This is a genomic window from Photobacterium sp. 1_MG-2023 (assembly GCF_030547945.1).
Lineage (GTDB): Bacteria > Pseudomonadota > Gammaproteobacteria > Enterobacterales > Vibrionaceae > Photobacterium.
The window spans coordinates 1-20,856 of sequence record NZ_JAUORR010000015.1 but is presented as its reverse complement, the minus strand read 5'-3'; the positions used below and the strand labels follow the sequence as shown (position 1 = coordinate 20,856).

Annotated in this window: 21 protein-coding genes; 9 read left to right on the top strand and 12 right to left on the bottom strand. The window is 49.7% G+C overall.

Features of this window, described 5'->3' with window-relative positions; all coding sequences use genetic code 11:
• Positions 1-47 precede the first annotated feature (47 nt).
• Positions 48-611 (top strand): GNAT family N-acetyltransferase, encoded by a 564-nt coding sequence (locus tag Q4579_RS13975; RefSeq protein ID WP_303565084.1) that lies wholly within the window; start codon positions 48-50, stop codon positions 609-611.
• Positions 612-715: 104 nt separating this feature from the next.
• Positions 716-1,189: an FKBP-type peptidyl-prolyl cis-trans isomerase gene (locus Q4579_RS13970; protein WP_303565082.1), complete on the top strand. Its 474-nt coding sequence runs from the start codon at positions 716-718 to the stop codon at positions 1,187-1,189.
• 252 nt (positions 1,190-1,441) lie between these two features.
• Here Q4579_RS13970 and Q4579_RS13965 read toward each other — a convergent pair whose 3' ends face one another.
• From Q4579_RS13965 to hinT, 8 genes are all read right to left on the bottom strand, one after another.
• Positions 1,442-2,731, bottom strand: coding sequence for an NAD(P)/FAD-dependent oxidoreductase (locus Q4579_RS13965; RefSeq protein WP_211645486.1), 1,290 nt, complete (start codon positions 2,729-2,731; stop codon positions 1,442-1,444).
• A gap of 100 nt (positions 2,732-2,831) precedes the next feature.
• Positions 2,832-3,404, bottom strand: coding sequence for an alpha/beta hydrolase YcfP (gene ycfP, locus Q4579_RS13960; RefSeq protein WP_303565079.1), 573 nt, complete (start codon positions 3,402-3,404; stop codon positions 2,832-2,834).
• A gap of 94 nt (positions 3,405-3,498) precedes the next feature.
• Entirely contained in the window at positions 3,499-4,353 is an 855-nt protein-coding gene (locus Q4579_RS13955; RefSeq protein WP_303565077.1) for a DUF6279 family lipoprotein, read from the bottom strand.
• 49 nt (positions 4,354-4,402) lie between these two features.
• A complete protein-coding gene (locus Q4579_RS13950; RefSeq protein ID WP_303565076.1) occupies positions 4,403-5,260 on the bottom strand; it encodes a phosphotransferase in 858 nt (285 codons plus the stop codon).
• Entirely contained in the window at positions 5,261-5,851 is a 591-nt protein-coding gene (gene lpoB, locus Q4579_RS13945; RefSeq protein WP_211645498.1) for a penicillin-binding protein activator LpoB, read from the bottom strand. It abuts the gene before it with no gap.
• Between the two features lie 76 nt (positions 5,852-5,927).
• Positions 5,928-6,323: a YcfL family protein gene (locus tag Q4579_RS13940; protein ID WP_211645500.1), complete on the bottom strand. Its 396-nt coding sequence runs from the start codon at positions 6,321-6,323 to the stop codon at positions 5,928-5,930.
• Positions 6,323-7,720: a COG3014 family protein gene (locus Q4579_RS13935; RefSeq protein ID WP_303565074.1), complete on the bottom strand. Its 1,398-nt coding sequence runs from the start codon at positions 7,718-7,720 to the stop codon at positions 6,323-6,325. Before Q4579_RS13935 ends, Q4579_RS13940 begins: the two co-directional genes overlap by 1 nt.
• Before the next feature lie 71 nt (positions 7,721-7,791).
• Positions 7,792-8,142: a purine nucleoside phosphoramidase gene (hinT, locus tag Q4579_RS13930; RefSeq protein WP_211645504.1), complete on the bottom strand. Its 351-nt coding sequence runs from the start codon at positions 8,140-8,142 to the stop codon at positions 7,792-7,794.
• A gap of 397 nt (positions 8,143-8,539) precedes the next feature.
• Here hinT and Q4579_RS13925 point away from each other — a divergent pair, with 397 nt between their 5' ends.
• Positions 8,540-10,486: a methyl-accepting chemotaxis protein gene (locus Q4579_RS13925; RefSeq protein WP_303565073.1), complete on the top strand. Its 1,947-nt coding sequence runs from the start codon at positions 8,540-8,542 to the stop codon at positions 10,484-10,486.
• Between the two features lie 80 nt (positions 10,487-10,566).
• Here the strand turns inward: Q4579_RS13925 and Q4579_RS13920 are convergent, their stop codons facing one another.
• The gene (locus Q4579_RS13920) at positions 10,567-11,169 is read right to left on the bottom strand and encodes a CHAP domain-containing protein (protein WP_303565071.1); all 603 of its coding nucleotides are present in this window, start codon (positions 11,167-11,169) and stop codon (positions 10,567-10,569) included.
• A gap of 181 nt (positions 11,170-11,350) precedes the next feature.
• The gene (locus Q4579_RS13915; RefSeq protein ID WP_303565069.1) at positions 11,351-12,088 is read right to left on the bottom strand and encodes a helix-turn-helix transcriptional regulator; all 738 of its coding nucleotides are present in this window, start codon (positions 12,086-12,088) and stop codon (positions 11,351-11,353) included.
• A gap of 145 nt (positions 12,089-12,233) precedes the next feature.
• On the opposite strand from Q4579_RS13915, the gene Q4579_RS13910 reads away from it, so the two are divergent.
• Genes Q4579_RS13910 through Q4579_RS13890 form a run of 5 tightly spaced genes read left to right on the top strand, consistent with a single transcriptional unit; the run spans position 12,234 to position 17,549 of the window.
• Positions 12,234-13,226, top strand: coding sequence for an AvrD family protein (locus Q4579_RS13910; RefSeq protein ID WP_303565068.1), 993 nt, complete (start codon positions 12,234-12,236; stop codon positions 13,224-13,226).
• Positions 13,226-13,984, top strand: coding sequence for an AAA family ATPase (locus tag Q4579_RS13905; protein ID WP_303565067.1), 759 nt, complete (start codon positions 13,226-13,228; stop codon positions 13,982-13,984). Before Q4579_RS13910 ends, Q4579_RS13905 begins: the two co-directional genes overlap by 1 nt.
• Before the next feature lie 12 nt (positions 13,985-13,996).
• Entirely contained in the window at positions 13,997-15,382 is a 1,386-nt protein-coding gene (locus Q4579_RS13900; protein ID WP_303565066.1) for an MFS transporter, read from the top strand.
• Between the two features lie 15 nt (positions 15,383-15,397).
• Entirely contained in the window at positions 15,398-16,504 is a 1,107-nt protein-coding gene (locus Q4579_RS13895) for an NADH:flavin oxidoreductase (protein ID WP_303565064.1), read from the top strand.
• A gap of 25 nt (positions 16,505-16,529) precedes the next feature.
• Positions 16,530-17,549 carry an NAD(P)-dependent alcohol dehydrogenase gene (locus Q4579_RS13890; RefSeq protein ID WP_303565063.1) on the top strand — a complete coding sequence of 340 codons (1,020 nt, stop codon included), beginning with the start codon at positions 16,530-16,532 and terminating at the stop codon, positions 17,547-17,549.
• Between the two features lie 352 nt (positions 17,550-17,901).
• Here Q4579_RS13890 and Q4579_RS13885 read toward each other — a convergent pair whose 3' ends face one another.
• Complete coding sequence (locus tag Q4579_RS13885; RefSeq protein ID WP_303565062.1) at positions 17,902-18,510, bottom strand: GNAT family N-acetyltransferase; 609 nt, start codon at positions 18,508-18,510, stop codon at positions 17,902-17,904.
• 251 nt (positions 18,511-18,761) lie between these two features.
• Positions 18,762-19,952: an MFS transporter gene (locus tag Q4579_RS13880; protein WP_303565060.1), complete on the bottom strand. Its 1,191-nt coding sequence runs from the start codon at positions 19,950-19,952 to the stop codon at positions 18,762-18,764.
• A 95-nt stretch (positions 19,953-20,047) separates the two neighbouring features.
• Between Q4579_RS13880 and Q4579_RS13875 the strand changes: the two genes are divergently transcribed.
• On the top strand, positions 20,048-20,856 hold an 809-nt coding region (locus Q4579_RS13875), incomplete at its 3' end, for a LysR family transcriptional regulator (protein WP_303565058.1).

The following is a 20,856-nucleotide window of genomic DNA, read 5'->3' as shown; positions in this document are numbered from 1 at the left end:
CCAGCGCTGGCCCCGTTTTTGATTCAGTGAATGCCGCAGGAACTCAGATGAAACTGGATATCGAACTCACCTCGCCCCGCCTCTACCTGCGCCCCTATAAACTGGCCGATCTGGAATCTCATCTGATTGCGGTACAGGAGTCCTACAAAGATTTATCTCCCTGGGTCGAATGGTGTCATACCAATTACAACCAGCAAGATGCTCATGCCTGGATTTCTGCCTCCCAGATGAACTGGAAACTGGATAATGGCTATGAGCTGGCCATTTTCACGCGTCATCATGACCACTTTATCGGCACAGTTTGCCTCAATAATCTCTCTCAGCTTACCAACGCGGCAGAGCTGGGTTACTGGATCCGCAGCAGCAGCCACCAGCAGGGATTTGCTCAGGAAGCGATTCATGCCCTGGCCCGTTTTGCGTTTGATACCCTTGCCCTGACCCGGCTTGAAATTGTGATGCATCCGGGGAATCTGGCCAGCCAGCGGACCGCAGCACGATGTGGTGCCCACTATGAATCATTAAGCCGCAACCGGATTTACAGCCGCGGACAAGCCAGAGACGGCCTCGTTTATGCGCTGATCCCTGAGGATTTATCAAAGCCCAGACCTTAAAACACGCTCGAAAAACACTTCAAAAACAATCATGAGAGATCAACAAAGCCGTGCATTTCAGCTAGAATTGGCCTCAGTCAATCCGTCATCAGGTAGGAAATTCTGTGTCAAAAATCATTATTGCGATCATCATTATCGGCTTGGGTATTTTTTTCTTCCAGCGCAGCCAGAATAATAAACAAGCCGCACAGCAAAATGTTGAAGAAGGGAAAGCCTTCCTGGACGCCAACAAACAGCAGGAAAGCGTCCAGACCACAGCATCCGGACTACAGTATCTGGTCCTTCAGGAAGGCACCGGGACGGTACATCCGAAAGCTTCAGATAAAGTGACGGTTCACTATCATGGCACGCTGATCGACGGGACCGTATTCGACAGCTCTGTTGAGCGGGGTGAACCTATCGCCTTTGGTCTGAATCAGGTCATCAAGGGCTGGACAGAAGGGTTGCAGCTGATGGTTGAGGGCGAAAAAGTCCGCCTGTTTATTCCGGCAGAGCTGGCTTATGGCAACCGCAGTGTGGGTAAAATCGGACCGGGTTCGGTGCTGATATTTGACGTAGAACTGCTGAAAATCAACTAATACCAATCAAAGTAAGTCAGTGATCAAAAATAGCGCCGGAAAAATGTTTGAGAACAAGGCAGATTTTTTAGATAAGTCCTGATTCTACAATCAAAAAATCTAACGCAGTGATCGAATTTGAACAAGCTAGGATGACCAGTGATTTACTGCGATTGGTATAAGCCGTCTGTTTGCAAGACAATCAGTTTCAAACTGAAAGCCACAAAAAAACCGCCGAGCCCGGCGGTTTTTTTGTTTCTGACACTGAAGGCATCAGTGCAGTTTCAGATTCGGCCTCAGCACCCGGTTAATCCGTCCAACCAGCATCATCAGGCTGGTTTTGAAGAATCCGTGCAGCGCGATATGGTGCATCCGGTACAAGGAGATATACATCACCCGGGCAATCCGGCCTTCAATCATCATTGAGCCTTTAGTCAGGTTCCCCATCAGGCTGCCGACGGTCGAAAAACGGCTCAGTGAAACCAGAGAACCATGATCCACGAACACATAAGGCTTTTGCTGTCTGTCGGTCAGTTTGGCCACGATATTCGAGAAGCAGCGGCTCGCCATCTGATGCGCGGATTGCGCACGAGGTGGAACCAGTGTGCCGTCTTTCTGGGTACAGGCTGCCAGATCACCAATGACATAAATGTCTTCATCACGTGTGGTTTGCAGCGTGTCCTTCACAACCAGCTGGTTAATCCGGTTCGTTTCTAATCCGGCAATCTCTTTCATGAAATCCGGCGCTTTAATCCCTGCAGCCCAGACCATCAGCTGTGCCGGAATATGCTCGCCGTCTTTGGTGGTCAGGCCGTTTTCATCCGCTTTAGTGACCATGGTTGCTGTATGAACCGTGACACCCAGTTTGGTCAGCTCGCTGTGTGCGGCAGAAGAAATACGCGGGGGTAACGCAGGCAAAATCCGCTCACCCGCTTCAATCAGATTGACATTGAGTCGGGAGCTGTCCAGATCGCCAAACCCATACAGACGCAGCTCCTTCACAGCATTGTGCAGTTCAGCAGACAGTTCCACACCCGTCGCACCTGCACCCACAATGGCAATATCTACTGTTTTTTGCGCTTTATTGGCATGAAGTTTCAGGAACTGGTTGTTCATTTCAGTTCTGAATCTGTGCGCCTGCTCAGGGCTATCGAGGAAAATACAGTGTTCGCGGACACCCGGGGTATTAAAGTCATTACATTTCGAGCCAATCGCCAGCACCAGAATATCGTATGCCAGTTCACGCTCCGGGATCAGCAACTCCCCGTCTTCGTCATACAAAGGATGCAGCGTAATCACTTTGCGTTCGCGGTCGATGTCTTTCAACATGCCCAGCTGAAAATCAAAATGATGGTTTTTCGCGTGGGCACGGTAGCTCAGCGCATCAACGCCCTCATCCAGGGATCCCGTCGCCACTTCGTGCAGCAATGGCTTCCAGAGATGGCTGCTGTTTTTATCGACCAGTGTGACATTCGCCTTGCCTTTCCGACCCAGCGTTCGCCCCAATTTAGTGACCAACTCCAGGCCACCTGCACCGCCTCCAACTACGATGATTCTCGTCACAGTCTTTTCCTCTAGTTTTTATAAATCTTGTACAAACCAGCAGGGCAGCGCCCTGCCAGCTATGAATCTGACTGACGTAGAGTGGTTCAGGTGATGACTGTCATTCACCTGCAGAGGGAGAGGCATATACGCAATTCGTTGCTTTAAACTGCTTTATTCTTTGTAAGTGCTGGGAGATTTTTTTGAATTTATGCGTTTGAGTCTCGTCCCAGATCACCTGGTAATATGCGTCCAATGTTCTGTTTGTTGATAGATTATCTAACACTTCATCTTCGGTTGAAAGTATACAGAGACACTTCCCTGCATTTTTTTCCCGAAAATCAGCGACACATTTGGTTGCAATATCCGCGTACTCTTCCGGACGATCAATTTTACCCTGCATCATTGTTTCAGGATGTAAATTCGGGTTAAAGATCACTTGCTTAATCCCGCAGAGAAAACCGATTCGTTCTGCCCAGTAGCCCCCTAGCCCAACACCACAGATGAGCGGGGACGGATCCTCGCTGGCAGAAATCAGCTTATCCACTTCCTTTAATAAATGTTGCATATCGTGCTTGGGATGGAAAGTACTGTAAGTGACTGCCCGAACATCCGGATCGATGAACTGAAGCTGCAGTACTTTTTCATGATTGCCCGGGCTGGTCGAATCGAATCCATGCAAATAGATAATCACAGTGATCTCCTCAGATAACTGAAAAATACTTGGAACCATGACTATACGAAAACGACCCCGTTAACCACAACAAGAATATGGTTATAGCCTTTCATTACCGCTGGATCAGCACAGCAATGTCTTTTCGGATTTCAGTCAGCTTATCGATGAAATGCTGACGTTGCTTTGCAGACAGACTTTGGTTCAGGCGGGCCAGTAATTCAAATCTGCGCTGAAGGTAACGATCGAACTGAGACTGAACCGGCGCATACCGGAAAGCCAACATATCCTGCAGCAGTTTTTCCAGTTTCCCCTCAAACTCCGGTCGGTGACGTTCTGTCATCAACTGCTGCCATTGCTGATACAGGCCCTGGCGAACCGAGAAAAATACAGGTTCAATCTCCAGCTGATACTGCGCCAGCTCCGCAATCATGGCCGACTGTTCGTCAGTCAGTGAGCCTATCCATTCCCGGCTGATTTTCTCAAACCGGGTCCGGTAGCGCTCAAGTTTCTCTTCCTGAGTCAGCTTTTCACGCTTGGTTCGTAATTCATCCAGATCCTGATTCACTTGGGTATTGATTTGCTCAACCTGAATGTTGCTGAGATACCGCAGCAGGTTGCCCACAGGCGGCGTAAACACCGTAATGCTGTCCTCTCCCAACCCAGTGAAACTGTGATGATAGCCTTCAATCTGAGCCGTCGTCATCGGCTGTGCTAAGTCACGCTGTAACGCTGTGATCGCTTGGTGGACTCTGGGCAGTTCTTGCCGGCGGTGGATCGCTTGTGCTTGCCGGAACTCTTGAATAAACCTGGACTCCTGAGCGGATGTGAGACTGACATAATCGTCCAGATACCACGGAATCCAATAATCCATGGTGTTATAGGCAAGCCGGGCAACGCAGGCAGATATCAGGAAAGCAGACAAGGAAAGGATCAGCAATCTTTGCCACACAGAACGGAACTCAGGCACGCAAACCTCCTTCAGCAGGCAGATGAAACTGAAAAGGCGGGCTGACAAGTCAGGCGATAAGCTTGGCCAGATACGCATGAGCTTCAAGACGATAAGATTCATCTTGCCAGAGATGTGCGCCAGCATAATACCAAAGCATAGCCAAGAAATCGCACCAGGGAAGCCATTGCTGCACGGCATTTGAGACCGTCAATTCATCGTATCCGGCAAGCTGCGCATAGATTTTGGCGGCCGCTTTTGCATCCAACCCGTTGGCCTGAATCGTCAGCGCCAGATCCAGCATAGGATCCCCAGCCGCAGCATACTCCCAGTCGATCACAGCCAGCTGACTGTCCGGACGCCGGATCAGATTATAAAATCCCAGATCATGATGGCAGCAGGTTTGCGGAAATAAACGATCCGGAATCTGCTGAAAAAATCGCTGGCAAACTGAGTTGAGCGGGGCGCTTTTATCCGACGGCTGAATCGAAGCCAGATAATGTCCGGCCTTTTGTCTGACATCCAGTGCCCACTGAGGGGCCGAAAGACAATGAACCCGGTACAGCAATTGCATAAGTTCTTCAGTCGATGGTGGTTGCGTGAGTACCTGCCCTTCGATCCATTCCACCAGAATACCGTGCCGGTTTTCAGCCAGTGCAGCCGGTGCAATACCGCTGGATTGAATGGCTGCCAGCAGCTGAAATTCATGATGCCGGTGAACCCCAAACGCACGACTGATCGGACTGTCTGGACGCCAGACGGCTTCCACCAGCGTCGTCTCAGGCGCATCAAAGTGAGGTGAAGTGTTTAATGTGAGGTGCCAGCATCGGTTACTGAGCCCGCCGCTCAATGGGCGGGCGCAGCGTACTTCATAGCCAGCAAGACGGGAGAATGGAAACGCTCCCGCAGAAGAATGGCCGGAAGACACTTACCAGCCCAACAGGCGCTTGGCTTCCTGCTTCCGGATTTCTGTTTCGTCAGCCCACTCAATCAGGCCGCTTTCCAGATCCATCAGACGCATGGTCATTTTGTAGTACACATCTTTGTCACTGCCCGCTTGTTTCACAATGCTCGACAGGTTGCCGTACAACATGTACTGTGCACCAACCATCTTACCAAACTGAATCGCCGTGCTCTGGTTCACCAGCTCATCGTTATTCTGGAAGTTCAGTTGCTTGCGCACTGACTCAACCCGCGTCATATCCACAAAACGGAATTTGCCCGAGTTCAGGAGCTTGGTACTGATCGAATCGGTCACCGATTCCGTATCAATGTGCTCGCTGGTTTTGTTTTTAATGCTTTCGACAAAAATAATCGGGCGCTTACCCGCGGTAATCGCACCCACCGAGCCGGAAGACAGCATGCTGTCGGTCATATCTTCAGCAATTTTCTGCAGATCGCTGGACCCGAATTCAACCGTAGTCGTCTCGATGGACTGAGCATCGCCGTAAGTGACCTGTTTCGCACAGCCACCCATGAGAGCAGCTACACCCATTAAAGCAATGACGCGTTTATTCATTTCTGACCCTTAATCGGTTTTCTTTTCATTTTGGATGTTGAGGATGGGCTAAGCCTGTCAGCCCAGCCTGATTCTGTTACCAGGTCGTGGTGGCTTCACGAATATAGATCCGGTAGTTTTCCGCATCTGGCGTCTTTGCCATGGCTTTGATTGTCATGGTGTCTTTGCCATGCAGCACAAACTGACGCCACGGACTGTCGCTGCCATTCACTTCCAAACCTTTGCCATCATACCAGTAAAAGCGGTATTGCAGCTTAATGTCTCCGTCAACCTTACTGACCACAGGAACACCCGCCATCAGCAGACCATTTTCACGGGAGACCGCAGCCTGCTCGATCCCTATCTGGCTGGCCAGATGCGGGTTGGCAATCACAACATGCTGATTGCTGCTATCGATACTGATTCCCGACGTTGTCGTACGTGCACAAGCTGTCATCAGCAGCGCAACACAAATTGCTATCACATATTTCATCAGTTTCCTCCTAGTAGCACTGACCAGCCATTCATGGTTTGCCCCTGACGAGACACCCAAACGAAAGTCGTTCGACCTTGTTTGATCTCCGCTTCCACGGATTGCCCCTGCCATTGAATGAGATGGCTGCCGGGCATTAAATCTTCCTGATACAAGGCCACTTGTGCAGGCAAGCTCTGCCAGCTTCGTGTATCAGGCTGTTCTGTAAGCGTATTGAAGATGTTCGCGAGCGCATTGCCAAGTTCATCACCGTTCTGTGCTGCGGCCTGACGGAATTGATCTTTTGCAATCACCCGCAAAGCTTGCCGCAACACTCTGGCCGGCATGGCTTCATTCAGACTTTGCCGGGCCATTTGCGTTACATTGGCCAGTGGCGTCGCCTTCAGCGGACGCCCATTCATCACCATCGGCCCCGGCAAAACCATGGGGCGCGGCGGGTAATGCGGCAATGCCATGTTATAGAGCACATTCTGGCCGTTACTCTGATAAACCCAGAGCGGTGCCCGCCAACCTTCAGGCGCCTGCACCACACCCTGCTCATCTAAAATAATCAGGCGACCAGTTGTACTCGGGGGTGATTGCCAAGGGCCATATTTTCGGGTCAGCAGCTGTAAATCATCTTTCATATCGAGCCTGACAGCCAGTCGCTGAACGGCTTGCGCAACATAGTCGTTATCGGGCGCAACTGCCAGTGCACGCTTATAATCGATATAAGCATCACTCAGGCTGCCATCGGCTTCATAAAGCATGCCTGACAGATAAAACAGATACCCATTCTGAATGGCAGCTAATATCTTCCCTGCCCCCGGATAACGGGATAACACGGCGCCGATATTGTCGGAAAGCCCTTCGCTTTCCATGCGTTCTTCTGCGGCCGCAAGCTCTGCTTCCCGCCGCTTTTTCGCCGCTTCCTGAACCCGATTCGCCCGACGGACCTCGACCAGTGCAGCATTGAGATCATGCTTCTGAATGTAGTTCAGCGACAGGTATAAATGCAAAAAACCCAGTTCGTAATCAGAGGCTTGGTAAGTGATCATGTTGTCGTTGGTAAACAGAGAACCGGCCTGATTCAACCCTTCTGAGATTTGAATTTCAGCCGCATCTTCCTGCACTCTGACGGCAAGATCGGATTGCTGAAAAGACGACAGACTCTCGGGATAATCCTGCAACAAAAAATTCAGACGGCCTTTTTCCATGCCATCCAGAATTGGCCCTGCAATATCATCCGGCAGCACATCCAGCGCCTGCTGATACTGTCCCTGACCCAGAGCTGCACGACTTTCTGAAGTACTGGCACTGTAATGACTGAACAGGCCGCGACCCGATAAATTGGCACAGCCCGAAAGCATATAAACGCAAAAGAAGACACATGTTGTCCGCAGGAAAAGTTTGTTCATTCGATCCTGTCTGTTTTAAAGCAGCCGTCATACGCTTTGACAGACGACTGCCCAGTCCATTTTTTTAAACTTTAACCAACCAGCATTGGCCCCAGCGGGCGTCCACCCAATAAATGCATATGGACGTGATACACTTCCTGACCACCATGAGGATTACAATTGACGATCAGACGATAGCCGTTTTCGGCAATACCTTCCGCCTCAGCCAGTTTGCGAGCAACCGTAAACAAACGCCCCATCATCGCTTCATCATCGGCTTCAACATGATTGACCGTAGGGATCAGCTTATTTGGAATGATCAGGATATGGCTGGGTGCACGCGGATTAATATCCCGAAACGCAGTCACCAGATCGTCCTGATAAACAACATCGGCCGGGATTTCTTTCCGTATAATTTTGCTGAAGATTGTTTCTTCTGCCATGGCGAGCTCCATATTCAACGATTTACCAGTGGTGAGTATGCTTGAGGAACGCCGACAGAGCAATATTGAACACCGTTTTAAACAGAATCACAATCATTTATTTTTTACCGTGTTCTGACTTTTGTTATCTCTGGCAAAGTATGTACAGGTTGTTTTTCTTTAGTCTCATCGCAAACCAACATGTGATTTTGATGACATCGTCACGGCTTTTACATCACTTATTTTACGTCGTGAAGTAAACGTTGTATCACTGATCATGACAATAACAAATGAAAGACAAAGCAAAACAGAGCCGCAAGGTATACAGACGGTTCATGCTGTACATGTTTTTAGGGACGAGAACGCAATGAGAAAACACACCTCTGTAATCAGGCGCATGTATGCAGGATTTGCAGTCATGATTGGCCTGTTTGTCATGACCAGCACCCTGACCTTAATGGAAACCAGAAACATTTTCGGCCAGCTCGAGAATGTCAATACAGAGTCCCTGCCTCTGGTCACGGTTTCCAGTCAGGCCAATGTCGAACTTCTGACCGCAGACAAAATTTTTAAAGACTTCCTGACCACCAATGATCCAGCGCAAATGGTACGTTACGAAGCACAATTTACCGAAGCTTATGAGACCTTTCGGCAAACGCTGAAATTGCTGGTGAACACAGCAAAGGATTTTCCGGCACTCAGCAGCCAGTTAGACGCGTTACAGGCACTGGAAAACCGCTATTTTTCTGAAGCTCAGGTCGCGATGACGAACTATCGCGATCAACTGGCCGCCAACGAAGCCCGTCAGCAATCCATTCGCCGATTCCAGCAATTACACCGCGATCTGAATGTAAGAATGAAAGATGTGATTGCAGAGCGGAGCCGTGTTTCAGAGCTGATGATGGCAAAAAGCTATTTCGACAAACTCAGTCAGACCGAAGCCATTACCTCAGATGCACTGGCTTCATCGGATGTTGAAACCATCAATGAAGCCATCAAGAACAACAAGCGTCTGGTCAATCATCTGAAAAATGCTTACCGCGCGTTAACATCGATGAATTCGGATCTCAAGCGCACCTTTGATACACCAATCGAGCAGTATAATCAGGATATCGGGCAACCCGGCGGTGTACTGGATGTTCATTTCAATTACATTCAGGCTCAGGAGCGGCTCTATGCCAGCATCACGCAGCTCACGCTTGAAATCAATCAGGCCAATACGCTGCTGGAAAGTTTTCGCAGTCAGGCCAGAACCGATATGGACAGCGCCATCGCGCAAGCCGGTGAGTTTTATCAGTCAAGCGTGACGCACACGGTTTTGTTAGGCTGTCTGGCTTCCGCACTGGCGCTGGTCATTGGCTGGTTTCTGGCAAGAAATGTCCGTCAGCCGCTCGCAGCAACCTTACGGATACTCGAAGCACTGACCGACGGTGATATGACCCAACGGATTACCGAGAACAAGTTTGTCGAGTTCGAGCAGCTCAGTCACCATATCAATACATTAGCCAACCACCTGCAGCAGCTGTTAGGCCAGCTCAGTGATGCCTCAACCGAACTCACTCAGGTCGCGACACAGAACCAGTCCACAACCACGGATACAACCAGCCGTCTCAATGAACAACGGCAACAGACCGCATCCGTGGCAACCGCGATGACAGAAATGGAGCACTCTGTTTCTCAGGTGACCCAAAGTGCGCAGCACACTCTGGATAAGGTCAAGCATGTCGCCTCGGCTGCCTCAACCGGTCGTGACGTCATGGGGCGCAATATTTCAACCACGCATCAGTTGTCGTCCCAGTTGGATGACTCAGTTCAGGCCGTCAACCACCTGCAACAAATGAGCCGCAATATCGGCAGTATTCTTGATGTGATCCGGAACATCGCTGATCAAACCAACCTGCTTGCGTTGAACGCAGCGATTGAAGCTGCACGCGCAGGCGATCAGGGACGAGGTTTTGCCGTTGTTGCCGATGAAGTGCGCATTCTGGCGCAGCGGACGACGGATTCAACAGGAGAGATTGAATCCATGATTCAGGAACTTCAAACCTCATCCAGCCAGGCTGTCCGGGTCATCGAAAGGTGTGTTCAGGAAATGGAAAACAGCGTCAGTCAGACGTCTGAAGCCAGCAGTGCCATGGAGGAGATTGAGGCCATCATTATTGAAATCAATGAGATGAGCAGCCAAATCGTTCAGGCGACTGAAGAACAGCGAAGCACAACGGTGAGTATTGCCCGCAGCCTGGAGGACATCAGCGAGATTGCCGATGCCAACCTAGCGGCCATGGAAAGTGTCACCGGCGCGAGTCTGAAACTCGATCATCAAGCAAAGGAACAAAATGCCTTAGTCCGGCGGTTTAAGCTGTAAGCCGAAAAACAATGCACTGACGGTTCCGGACACACCGATTGCTCTGTCCGGAACCACACGACATCACACCTCTGTTCCGATCACCCTGCTTTGTGCAGCCAGCCCAGGATGTTGTCGTGCTGGATTCGCCATTGCGCGTTGTTGTGCTCCAGGTGATAAGTTTCTCTTGAGGTCGAAAACGGGCCCGGGTTCTGCTGAATGATTTCAATCGTACCCGCCTCGACACTCACATCAGACACAATCGCAACATGCCCGTACGGGTTCAGCCAGCTTGCATCATACACCAAAATATCATTCACTTGCGGCCGTTGCCCCTGCCCGTTCCGGTACTGAATCAAGTTTCTCTGGGTATTCAGCGTGCCTGACGCCAGTGTTGGATTGAAGAAGTCTTTGGCATGTCCGTAGCTGTCGGGCATCCGGTGATTCAGGTGTTCAAAGTAGTATCGTTTGATAAATTCTACACACTGATATTTCAGACCAATATTGTATCCGTCTTCAGAGACATTTCTCTCTGAAACATGGTTCACCCCGCCATTGAAATAAACCGCCACCCCGTTGAGGGAATCAATCACCTCTCCGACCTGACGGTCAGTATTCAGGTTTAATTTTGTCAGGCCGAAGTACCCCCCGACGCTCACGGCGCCGACGAGACAAACCGTTGCCAGAACAAATTTGATTTTCATGAACCTATTCCTGTCTTAACAGCGATCACTGTATCGCGCGATATGTATTCAGGAAACGACCATCAAATACTGTGCGGTAAATTTTTCAAAGCACCTATTTCTTGCTCTCGAAAACGGTGAATTTTACCAGAAGCAAATAGCAGAAAGCATAAAAGCGCCTTCATCGACGGGATTGAGTGGTTTAACGTAACCCCAATAACTCACCACCAAGAGCGACGATATGTGCACGATTATTTGCGCCTAGTTTCTGGGATAAATTGGTCACATGAAATTTAACGGTATGCTCACTGATATTGAGTATTTTGCTTACTTCCCAATTTGTTTTACCACCGCATAACCATTCCAGGACTTCATATTCTCTTTGCGTCAATTGAATATCCCCTTTGGGATAAACTGGCTGACTGATATTCAAAACACTGGATTGCGCCAACTGCAGGTGAGGCAAACATGCTGTCAGCATCTGTCTGTGTCTGGGGTTATCTGCCAAATCATCCCCAGCCATGGAGCACAACACCCCGACCATACTTTGCGTGGGTTTAATCACGCCATAGAGTCCTTCCGTGATGCCGTAACGAATGGCATCGGCACCTGCTTGTATCTTCTTCTGCACATCCTGCTGATGCCAGGTGTTCACAAACAATGGATGCTGCTGAATTAAAACCTGACAGTTTTTCATGGCCTTGGCTTGTTTAAAGTCAGCCTCCCTTTCCGCCGGAAACCCCTGATTGTGTAATGCCTTTAACCGAAATACCTGCCCTTCCTGACAATATGCGACGATTGCGAGCTGCTCATTTGGAAATAAAGAAGCAAAGGAAGCTAAATAATGCTTAAAGTCGGTCTGATTTTTAATATGAATAGCATCAATACTAAGCTGCTGTAATTGAATTAATTCATCCCTAGAAAGTAATCCGTATTCCATCACCGAAATCCAGTTAGAAACAAATTCTTACAATTATAAATCCTTTATTCATTTCAGTACAACCTAGCTATACGGCTAGGTGACATATTGCCTGCACAGCGAGCAGACTATTAAAACTATCAGCGGACAAGACTTGGATACGGACATGCAAGAAAATCACTTAGCTGTTTTAGAGTCAGAGTGTTATGAAGATATTGACCAATTACTTGGCCATAAAGAAACCCGGTATTTCGGTCAGGGATTTAAACAAGTCTCGTATCAAATTATTGAGCATCAATTCCATCCGGAGCAATTTTCTTTTCATGCAATCGTCGATGTGGCCTATCCCTCTTCTTGGTCGAAAAAAGGAGAAAAAGGCCTCACACCTCACCTGAGTACCATTGATGCCATGTGGCTGAACTGCTACGCCTGTGAACAACTACTGAATGCTTTCTTTGACATGTCAGAAGAAGTGGTTCTGCCATTGTTCAGAAGCGTTGAAATGAAAGCAGGCCAAGAACCAGAAGAAATTCTTTCCGGTGTGAGTTTAGCGGTCCGACTTCTTGATACGGTTCGGATAAAAGAGTTTTACACCTATCGTTCCACACTTCAGATTGAAGTCGGCAGCATGAAGCTGCAGACGATCATTGAACATGGCGGTGTGAAGCGCCAGACCCCGGTTCTAATGAATGCCAACGATGAAACATTTTTTCCTTTTCATTATACCGACCAGTGCTACCGAACGATTGATCCCAAGAACTATCACGAAATCATCCAAATTCAGTTCCGGCAGGACATGAAACACATTCAGGGCCGCATGAATATATCCAAATCCAGTGCTCACCCGCTTTGTTTCCTCTCCCCGATAGAAGTCATTATCAGTCTGGCCCAATTGGCTCAAGCACTGATTTACAAGCGTGACAACCTGAACCGCAAGGATTCTGAAACCTTGTGGATGCGGACTGTACTGCTGGAAAACTTCACGCATTACTACGACATGAATGATTGCCTGGTCAATGTCTGGATGGAGAAAGACAGATCGGTCACCAAGCACGGGGAAACCTGGCGCATGTACCGCATGTTGGGCACTTTAGGTTCAAGCCGTTGTTCCTATTCTCTCGCCCATAAACTCCCGTCAAATACTTCGGAGAACTCATAATGCGTATCGCAATTTCAGGCACTTATTCAACCGGTAAAACAACGACAACAGAAGCGCTAGCTCTGCTGACTGGCATTCCTAGAACACAGGCCAGAACCATGCGGGAAATACTGCCTGACGCAGTGCCGGGAAAAGATTTAGAACAATGCACTCCTGCAGAACTGATTCAATTGGGGATCTGGCGATTCAAAGAACGTGCCATCAATGAAAGCCATGCGGGTGAAACCTTTTTCTCAGACGGTTCCTGCCTGCATGAATGGGTTTACGGAAAAGCCAGAATGACGGTTGGGATCAATCCAAATCTTGGTCCGGTGAACCAATGGTGTGCTTCTGTGCTCGGGATGCCAGTCAAACGTGTTTTCGCCGACGTAATAGAAAATATGGGCAATGCTGTCAAGCAACATGCAAAACAGAATTATGACGAATTCATTCATCTTCCTGTTGAATTCCCGTTAGTAAAAGATGGCCACCGTCCCGTTTCAGAGCGTTTCCGGACACTGTCTGATGAGATTCTGCTTTCAACGCTGGACACCCTGCGCATCCCTTATCAGGTCGTAGGTGGCAGCATCGAAAACAGACTTGAAAAGATTGTCGCACTCTATGACTTGCCTCAGGTGATGTCGATTGATGATGCGGTTACTCAGGCAAAAGCAAAAGTTTCTGCACTGAATGCCGAAATTGCGCAGGAAGCACTCAGCCGGCATGTACAGCAACCCTCCGTGCGCAGAAATTTCATGAACTTACTCAGTCGTATTTAATTTGGAGGAAACATGAGCACACTGAATCATGTGTCGCAATCATCCTCAGCAAGAAAAATGTCACCAGGCTGGACATTAATTGCTGTCGCACTCGGTTTTGTTATGGCCACACTGGATGTCACCATCGTCAACGTGGCCCTTGCAGAATTGCAGCGCAGTTTATCTTTTCGTGTTTCAGGGCTGGCCTGGGTGATCGACGGATATACACTGACTTTTGCATCGCTGCTCCTTGCCGGAGGGACACTTGGAACAAGGCTGGGAGCAAAACAAGCTTATCAGGCAGGTCTGATCATCTTTCTTGGCGCATCACTACTTTGTGGGATCTCCACCAGCGATACCATGCTGATTGGTGCAAGAATGCTTCAGGGGTTTGGTGCTGCTGTGTTTATGCCAAGCTCGATGGCACTGCTGGTCATGGCCTATCCGGATCAAACTGACCGCGCAAAAGCAATCGCTCTCTGGGCAGCCATCGTCTCCATTGCTTCCGGTTTGGGACCATTGATCGGCGGTGTCCTGACTGAACTGTGGGGATGGCGCAGCTTATTTCTGATCAACTTACCCATCGGCATTGTTGGCGTAGCATTAACAGCCTGGGTGGTCTTGCCAACCGAGCCTAAACTGCAAGCATTCAACCTTCGCTCGCACCTGCTCGGCATCCTGATGATTGGCGGGCTGTGTTTCTCACTCATTGAAGGCCCTGAAATCGGTTGGATGAGCGCACCTGTGATTACGAGCGTCGCAGTCAGTCTGGCCGCCTTTCTTCTGTTAATTCTACATGAGCATCATTCAGACAACCCTGTCATCCCCGCCCGGATATTTCAGGGAAATGGCATGATTCCACTAAATTGTGTCGGCTTCCTGCTGAATTTTGCCACGTTCGGAATTATTTTTCTGCTGAGTCTTTATTTCCAGCAAGGTCAGTCACTCTCTCCCATTGAAGCGGGGACTCAACTGCTGCCCATGATGGCTGTCTTTGCTGTCGCTAACTTAGTTGCAGGCAAGCTTGCGGGTCATTTCGGACAAATAACACTGCTCAGAGCGGGAACCTTTCTGGCTGCAGCAGCCATCCTGCCTCTCATTGTCCGGCCAGATCTTGCACTGCATTCTCCTTGGATTTTAACCCTGTGCATTAGTGTCACCAATCTAGGTGTGGGGTTATCTGTCCCGATGATGACAGCATTAATCATGCATCGTGCCGGACCAGAGCATGCATCTATGGCATCCGCCATTCTAAATGCAAACCGGCAGCTCGGCGCTTTGTTTGGTGTTGCCGCCATGGCCGTCATCATTCAAATCCATACAGACTGGGCAAACGGACTTTACACCGGCCTGGGCCTGCTGATTGGCGCCCATGGACTTTCTTTCATCATCACTCGTGTATTAACACAAATAGACTAAAAGGATTGCTGTGATATGAATTCAGGTAAACAGACTTTATTCGATACTTTTCAATTCGGCCCGCATCAGTTGAAAAACCGGATCGCGATGGCTCCGATGACCCGGAGTTGTTCTCCAGGCGGTGTCCCCGGACAAAATGTCGCTGAATATTACAAAAAGCGTGCAGAGAATGATGTTGGCCTTATCATCACCGAAGGGATGGCGATTCAACATCCTGCATCCGTGGCAGACCCTAATATTCCACGCATCCATGGTGATGACGCATGTCAGGGATGGAAACAGGTTGTTGATGAAGTGCACCGCTGTGGTGGAAAGATCGCCGCTCAAATCTGGCACATTGGATTAATGAGAAAACCGGGTGATGCCCCCAACCCAGATGCAATGCCCATAGGGCCATCCGGACTGATGGCGCCCGGCGTCAGGATTGCGGAACCAATGTCAGTGGCAGACATTGAACAAATCATTGAGGCTTTTGCTGATGCAGCCGGGACAGCAAAATTGCTGGGATTTGATGGCATCGAAATTCATGGTGCTCACGGCTATCTGATTGACCAGTTTTTCTGGCAAGCCACAAACGAACGAAATGACCTTTATGGCGGTTCGATGGCAAAACGCAGTCGTTTTGCTGTTGAGATTATTCAGGCGTGCAGGAAACGTGTCGGCCCTGATTTCCCGATTCTGTTCAGATTTTCTCAATGGAAAGTGCAGGACTTTGAGGCTCGCTTATTCACTTCACCTCAAGAACTGGATGATTTTCTTTATCCGCTGGTTGATGCCGGTGTCGATATGCTGCATGTCTCGACCCGCCGATTCTGGGAGCCTGCATTTGAAGGGTCCCCACTGACACTTGCAGGCTGGACGAAAAAACAGTCTGGTTTACCTGTCATGGCAGTTGGTTCCATTGGCCTTAACAGCGATTTTCTGGCCGCTCTCGTTGAAGGCAAAGGTGCAGAAAATACTGGCATTGAGCGGGTTGAACGACTAATTGATGCGTGTGAAGCCGATATGGTGGCTGTCGGCCGTGCACTGCTGACTGATCCTGCCTGGGTACGAAAGGTTCAGGCAGGCCATCATCATGAACTGAAAAACTTTGATGTCAGTGCATTAGCAGAATTGAATTAACTATCTGATTGGAAAGGAATACCACATGAAATCTTACATCATTCAAGAAGGTAATGACGCACCCAACGCATGGCTGTGTTCAGAACAAGCCATCCCAGAAACAGGACCGGGACAAATCCGGGTCAAGATGAAAGCTGCATCGGTCAACTACCGTGATTTGCTGGCGGCCAAAGGCCTGTACAAAGGTATGGTGAAAGAAAACTGTATTCCTGCATCCGACGGTGCTGGCATTGTTGATCAGATCGGAGAAGGTGTACATCACCTGAAGCCAGGTGATCGGGTTGTCGCTGCATTTTCTCAAACCTGGCTAAACGGTCCGCCACAGGACCAGTATCGCCTGACAGCGCTTGGTGGCCCAATTGATGGCGTGCTGACCGAGTATGCTGTCTTTGATGAATCTGGTCTGGTCAAATTACCTGATGGAATGTCTTTTGAAGCGGCTTCAACAGTCCCTTGTGCAGCCGTCACTGCATGGCATGCGTTAATGACACCGTCTGTCCCCCTGCCGGGGACAAGTGTGCTGACCATAGGTTCAGGTGGCGTCTCTGTCTTTGCCATTCAATTTGCAAAGGCCGCAGGTCTGAAAGTCATCGCCCTCACAGGCAGTGAAGAAAAAGAAGCCCTGTTGTATGAGTTAGGTGCAGATGTCGTCATTAACTCCAAAGCGTATCCTGAGTGGCCTCAGGAAGTTCTCAGACAAACACAGGGCAAAGGGGTTGATCAAGTAGTTGAAGTTGGCGGGCCAGGAACATTGCCATTATCAGTCAGTGCAATTCGCCTGGGAGGAAAAGTCAGCTTGATCGGATTACTGGCAGGCGTTGAAAGTCAGTTTAACCCGCTGCAAATCGTGCAGAAAAATGCCGTCATCCAAGGCATTACCGTAGGTTCCGTTGCAATGCTGGAGCAGGTGCTCAACTTCATGGATGTCAATCAGATCAAGCCTGTTATCGATAGCCAGTATTCTTTTAAAGAGGCGCCGTCTGCATTGGAAAAACTCGCAAGCGGGACCCAGTTTGGCAAAGTCGTTATTCGTATCAACGAATAAATCATGTTAAATCATTGAAGCCACTTGCCAGGCGAGTGGCTTCATCAATCTTTCATGCACACCAGATCTCCCCTGAAGTCCAACCCCTGCCACAAATGATTTCCTGTTTTCATCAAAGCCACGATGCATTCACTCATGCCTAAGATAGAACTGTCGACAAAGCAAACACACCCCGCGCGCTCAAACAAACAGGAAAAACAGCAAATGAAAAGAAACATTGATCCCATCACCATCGTTGTCGTAAGTTTCCTGCTCGGTTGGGGATGGACCAAATTCACCCATGCGCTGCTCTGTCTGCGCATCTTTACAGAGAGAGGAAATCAGTACAGAGCATCATTCCCATTGCATGCGATCATATCTCTCTGACGTTCATTGCGGATTCAGTGGCTGTAACCACTAACGCTGAAAATGGTACTTTGTAAACAACCTGATCTAATTCATTTCCTGCCATCGATTCAATCACTTTCTCCGCAACCACCTGACCGCCCAAGCGCTCCGGAATCTTCCGGCTGGCAATGTTCACTTTGGAGACCGGGTAAATGGCCGCGTCAAAATCAACATGCTGAATGGCCCACGCGCACAGCACTTGAATCGCTTCAAAACCATACCGATGCCCATGCGCTGCTTCTTTCAGCCAGATCCCTAATTCAGGTGTGCGGTACTGACCACGACCATGAAATCCGCAGCAGCCTAAGAACGCGCCGGTTTCCTGATGACTGATCACCAGAACCAGTTCCTGCTTGGCCTGCATCGCGGCCACAGACTGCGAAATAAACTCCAATGTATCTTCAATGCACTCGGCAGGCTTTGGCATCATATAACGTGTCACGCTCGCATTAAAATGCTGAAAAATATCCTCGGCATTCGCTTCGCAAATCGACGTCAGTACAATACGCGGCCCCTGAATGGTTATATCGGTTAGGGGTAAATCTTTTCCGTCCTGAAATTGAAATCTTTCCATCGTGGTCATTCTCATTGTTGGCTGAACAGCATCTTCTCACCGGAAAAGTCAGAAACATGGCACAAGCCCGGTTGAAATACTTCACCTTGCCTGAATCAGAAAACCAGTGTTTCAAACATCACCAGCGCCTCACATCGCTGTGGGTCTGACACCATAACAAATATGCCGGATGTGCGTACACTTCTGAATCAAATCAATCCGGAGCAGGTGCGCGAATCACACCTGCTCCGGATGCTCAAAAAACAAACGGATTAATGAGCCTGAATCTGCTGCGTCGCAGATTGCGCAACGCCCGGATGAAGCTTGGGAGACAAACCAATCACGGCCAAACCTGTCAACGCCACTGCGGCGCCGACCCAAAGGGTTGTGTTCAAGGGCAACCCCATATCCAGGGTCAGACCTGCCACAAAGCTGCCGAACATAATCCCGCCGTTAATCACTGAGGCATGCAGGGTATTAATCAAGGCGCGTTGTCCCTGAGGTAATTGCATCAACCGGCTCACCAACGCCGGATTCAGGCTGACACCGCAAAACCCCATCAGAAGCAGACACATGACAGCCACCCAGACGATCTTCGCAAACAGTGCAAATACCACAAAGACCAGCAGCATCAGCACCAGCCCGCCCACAAGGGTCGCTTTGGCATGCTTCCCGGCCAGAAGCGCGACCAGATGGTTGCCAGCCAGCATACACAACCCGTAAACGAAGAGTAATGCTGTGACTGTGCCTTCAGGCAGCGCAGTCAGCTCAGTCAGAATCGGCACAATGTAACTGAAGGGTGCATAAACAGCCCCAATCACGCAGAAACTGGTCGCAAATACCCACCAGAGTTTGATATCCAGCGTCGCTTTCAGTTCTTGCTTCAGCGGCTGCGCGGCTTCCGCTGGCAGTTCCGGGATTGCTTTCAGGGTCACTGCCGCACTCAACACAGCCAGCACGACGACGACAAAAAAGCTCTCACGCCAGCCCCAGTATGCTGCGATCAGTTTTGCCATCGGCAAGCCGATAATGGTGCCGAGCATAATGCCAGCGAGGACCAGCGCCACGGCACGCAAGGTGTCTTTTGGGCCGGTCATTCTGGAACACAGCCCTATCGCAACCCCAAAGAAAGCACCGGATACCATTCCGGTGACAGCACGGGCCAGCATCAATTGCGCATAACTTTGCGCAAAGGCGCCCAGTAACTCACCCAAAATGAAAATCACATACAAGCAGGCAAGAATCATCCGGGGCGGATAACGAGACAGCACAAGCATCAGAACAGGCCCGCCAACGGCCATGCTGGCAGCAAAAGCTGATACCAGATAGCCCACATCAGCAATGGCGATCCCGAGATCGGCCGCCAAAGCAGGCATAAAGCCCAGAACCTGAAGCTCACAGGAGATCATGACAAAGATACCGAGACTTAAAAGGTAAATTCCGGAAGGTAAAGGAGATCGCATCAATCGTTTCCTAATGACATTGAAGATGCATCGAGTATCATTTATGAATTAGAATCGATAAACACTTAGAATTCATTTCACTAATGATTTTAATCATGGATGCTGATCTCAATGCCATCCGGCAATTTGTGAAAGTTGCCGACAATCTCAGTTTCACGCTCGCTGCAACTCAGCTGGGGCTGACGCAGTCGGGACTTTCCCGAGCCGTCAGCCGGCTGGAAACCCAGTTAGGCGTCAAGCTCCTGCACCGCAACACACGCAGCCTGAGCCTGACTGCCGACGGTGAATTGTTTCTGTCCCGGGTTCGTCCCTTAATCTCCGGACTTTCCGACGCGCAGCATGAAATTCAGTACCATGGTCTGATCCCCAAAGGGACGCTAAAAGTCAGTGCCCCCTCCGCATTTGGTCGGGCGATTCTGATTCCCATCGTGAATGCGTTACTGGAACAGCATGAGGCGTTGGATATCGAACTGGTGCTGACCGACAGAAACGTCGATATCATTGATGAAGGGTTTGATGCCGTGATTCGCAGCGGCCCGATTGCGGATGCCCGGGTCATCGCCAGACCCTTAGCATCGGCCGATTGGGTGACCGTCGCCTCAGCCCGATATCTCGCCCGACGGGGCGTCCCCCAATCTATCGCAGATCTGGCGCAGCATAATTGCCTGCGAGTCCGGTTGTCATCAAACGGACTTATCAACCCATGGCGTTTTACGGCACAGGGACAGGTCACCCGCCTTGATGTCACGGGCAACCTGATTCTTGATCATGGTGATCCCCTGGTTGAAGCGGCCGTGGCAGGTACAGGCATTGCGCAATTGCTGACCTTTTTTGTCCGCCCGTATCTTGCCGACGGACGCTTACAGGAAGTCCTGAGCCAACACGCACCACCTCCCCAGCATCT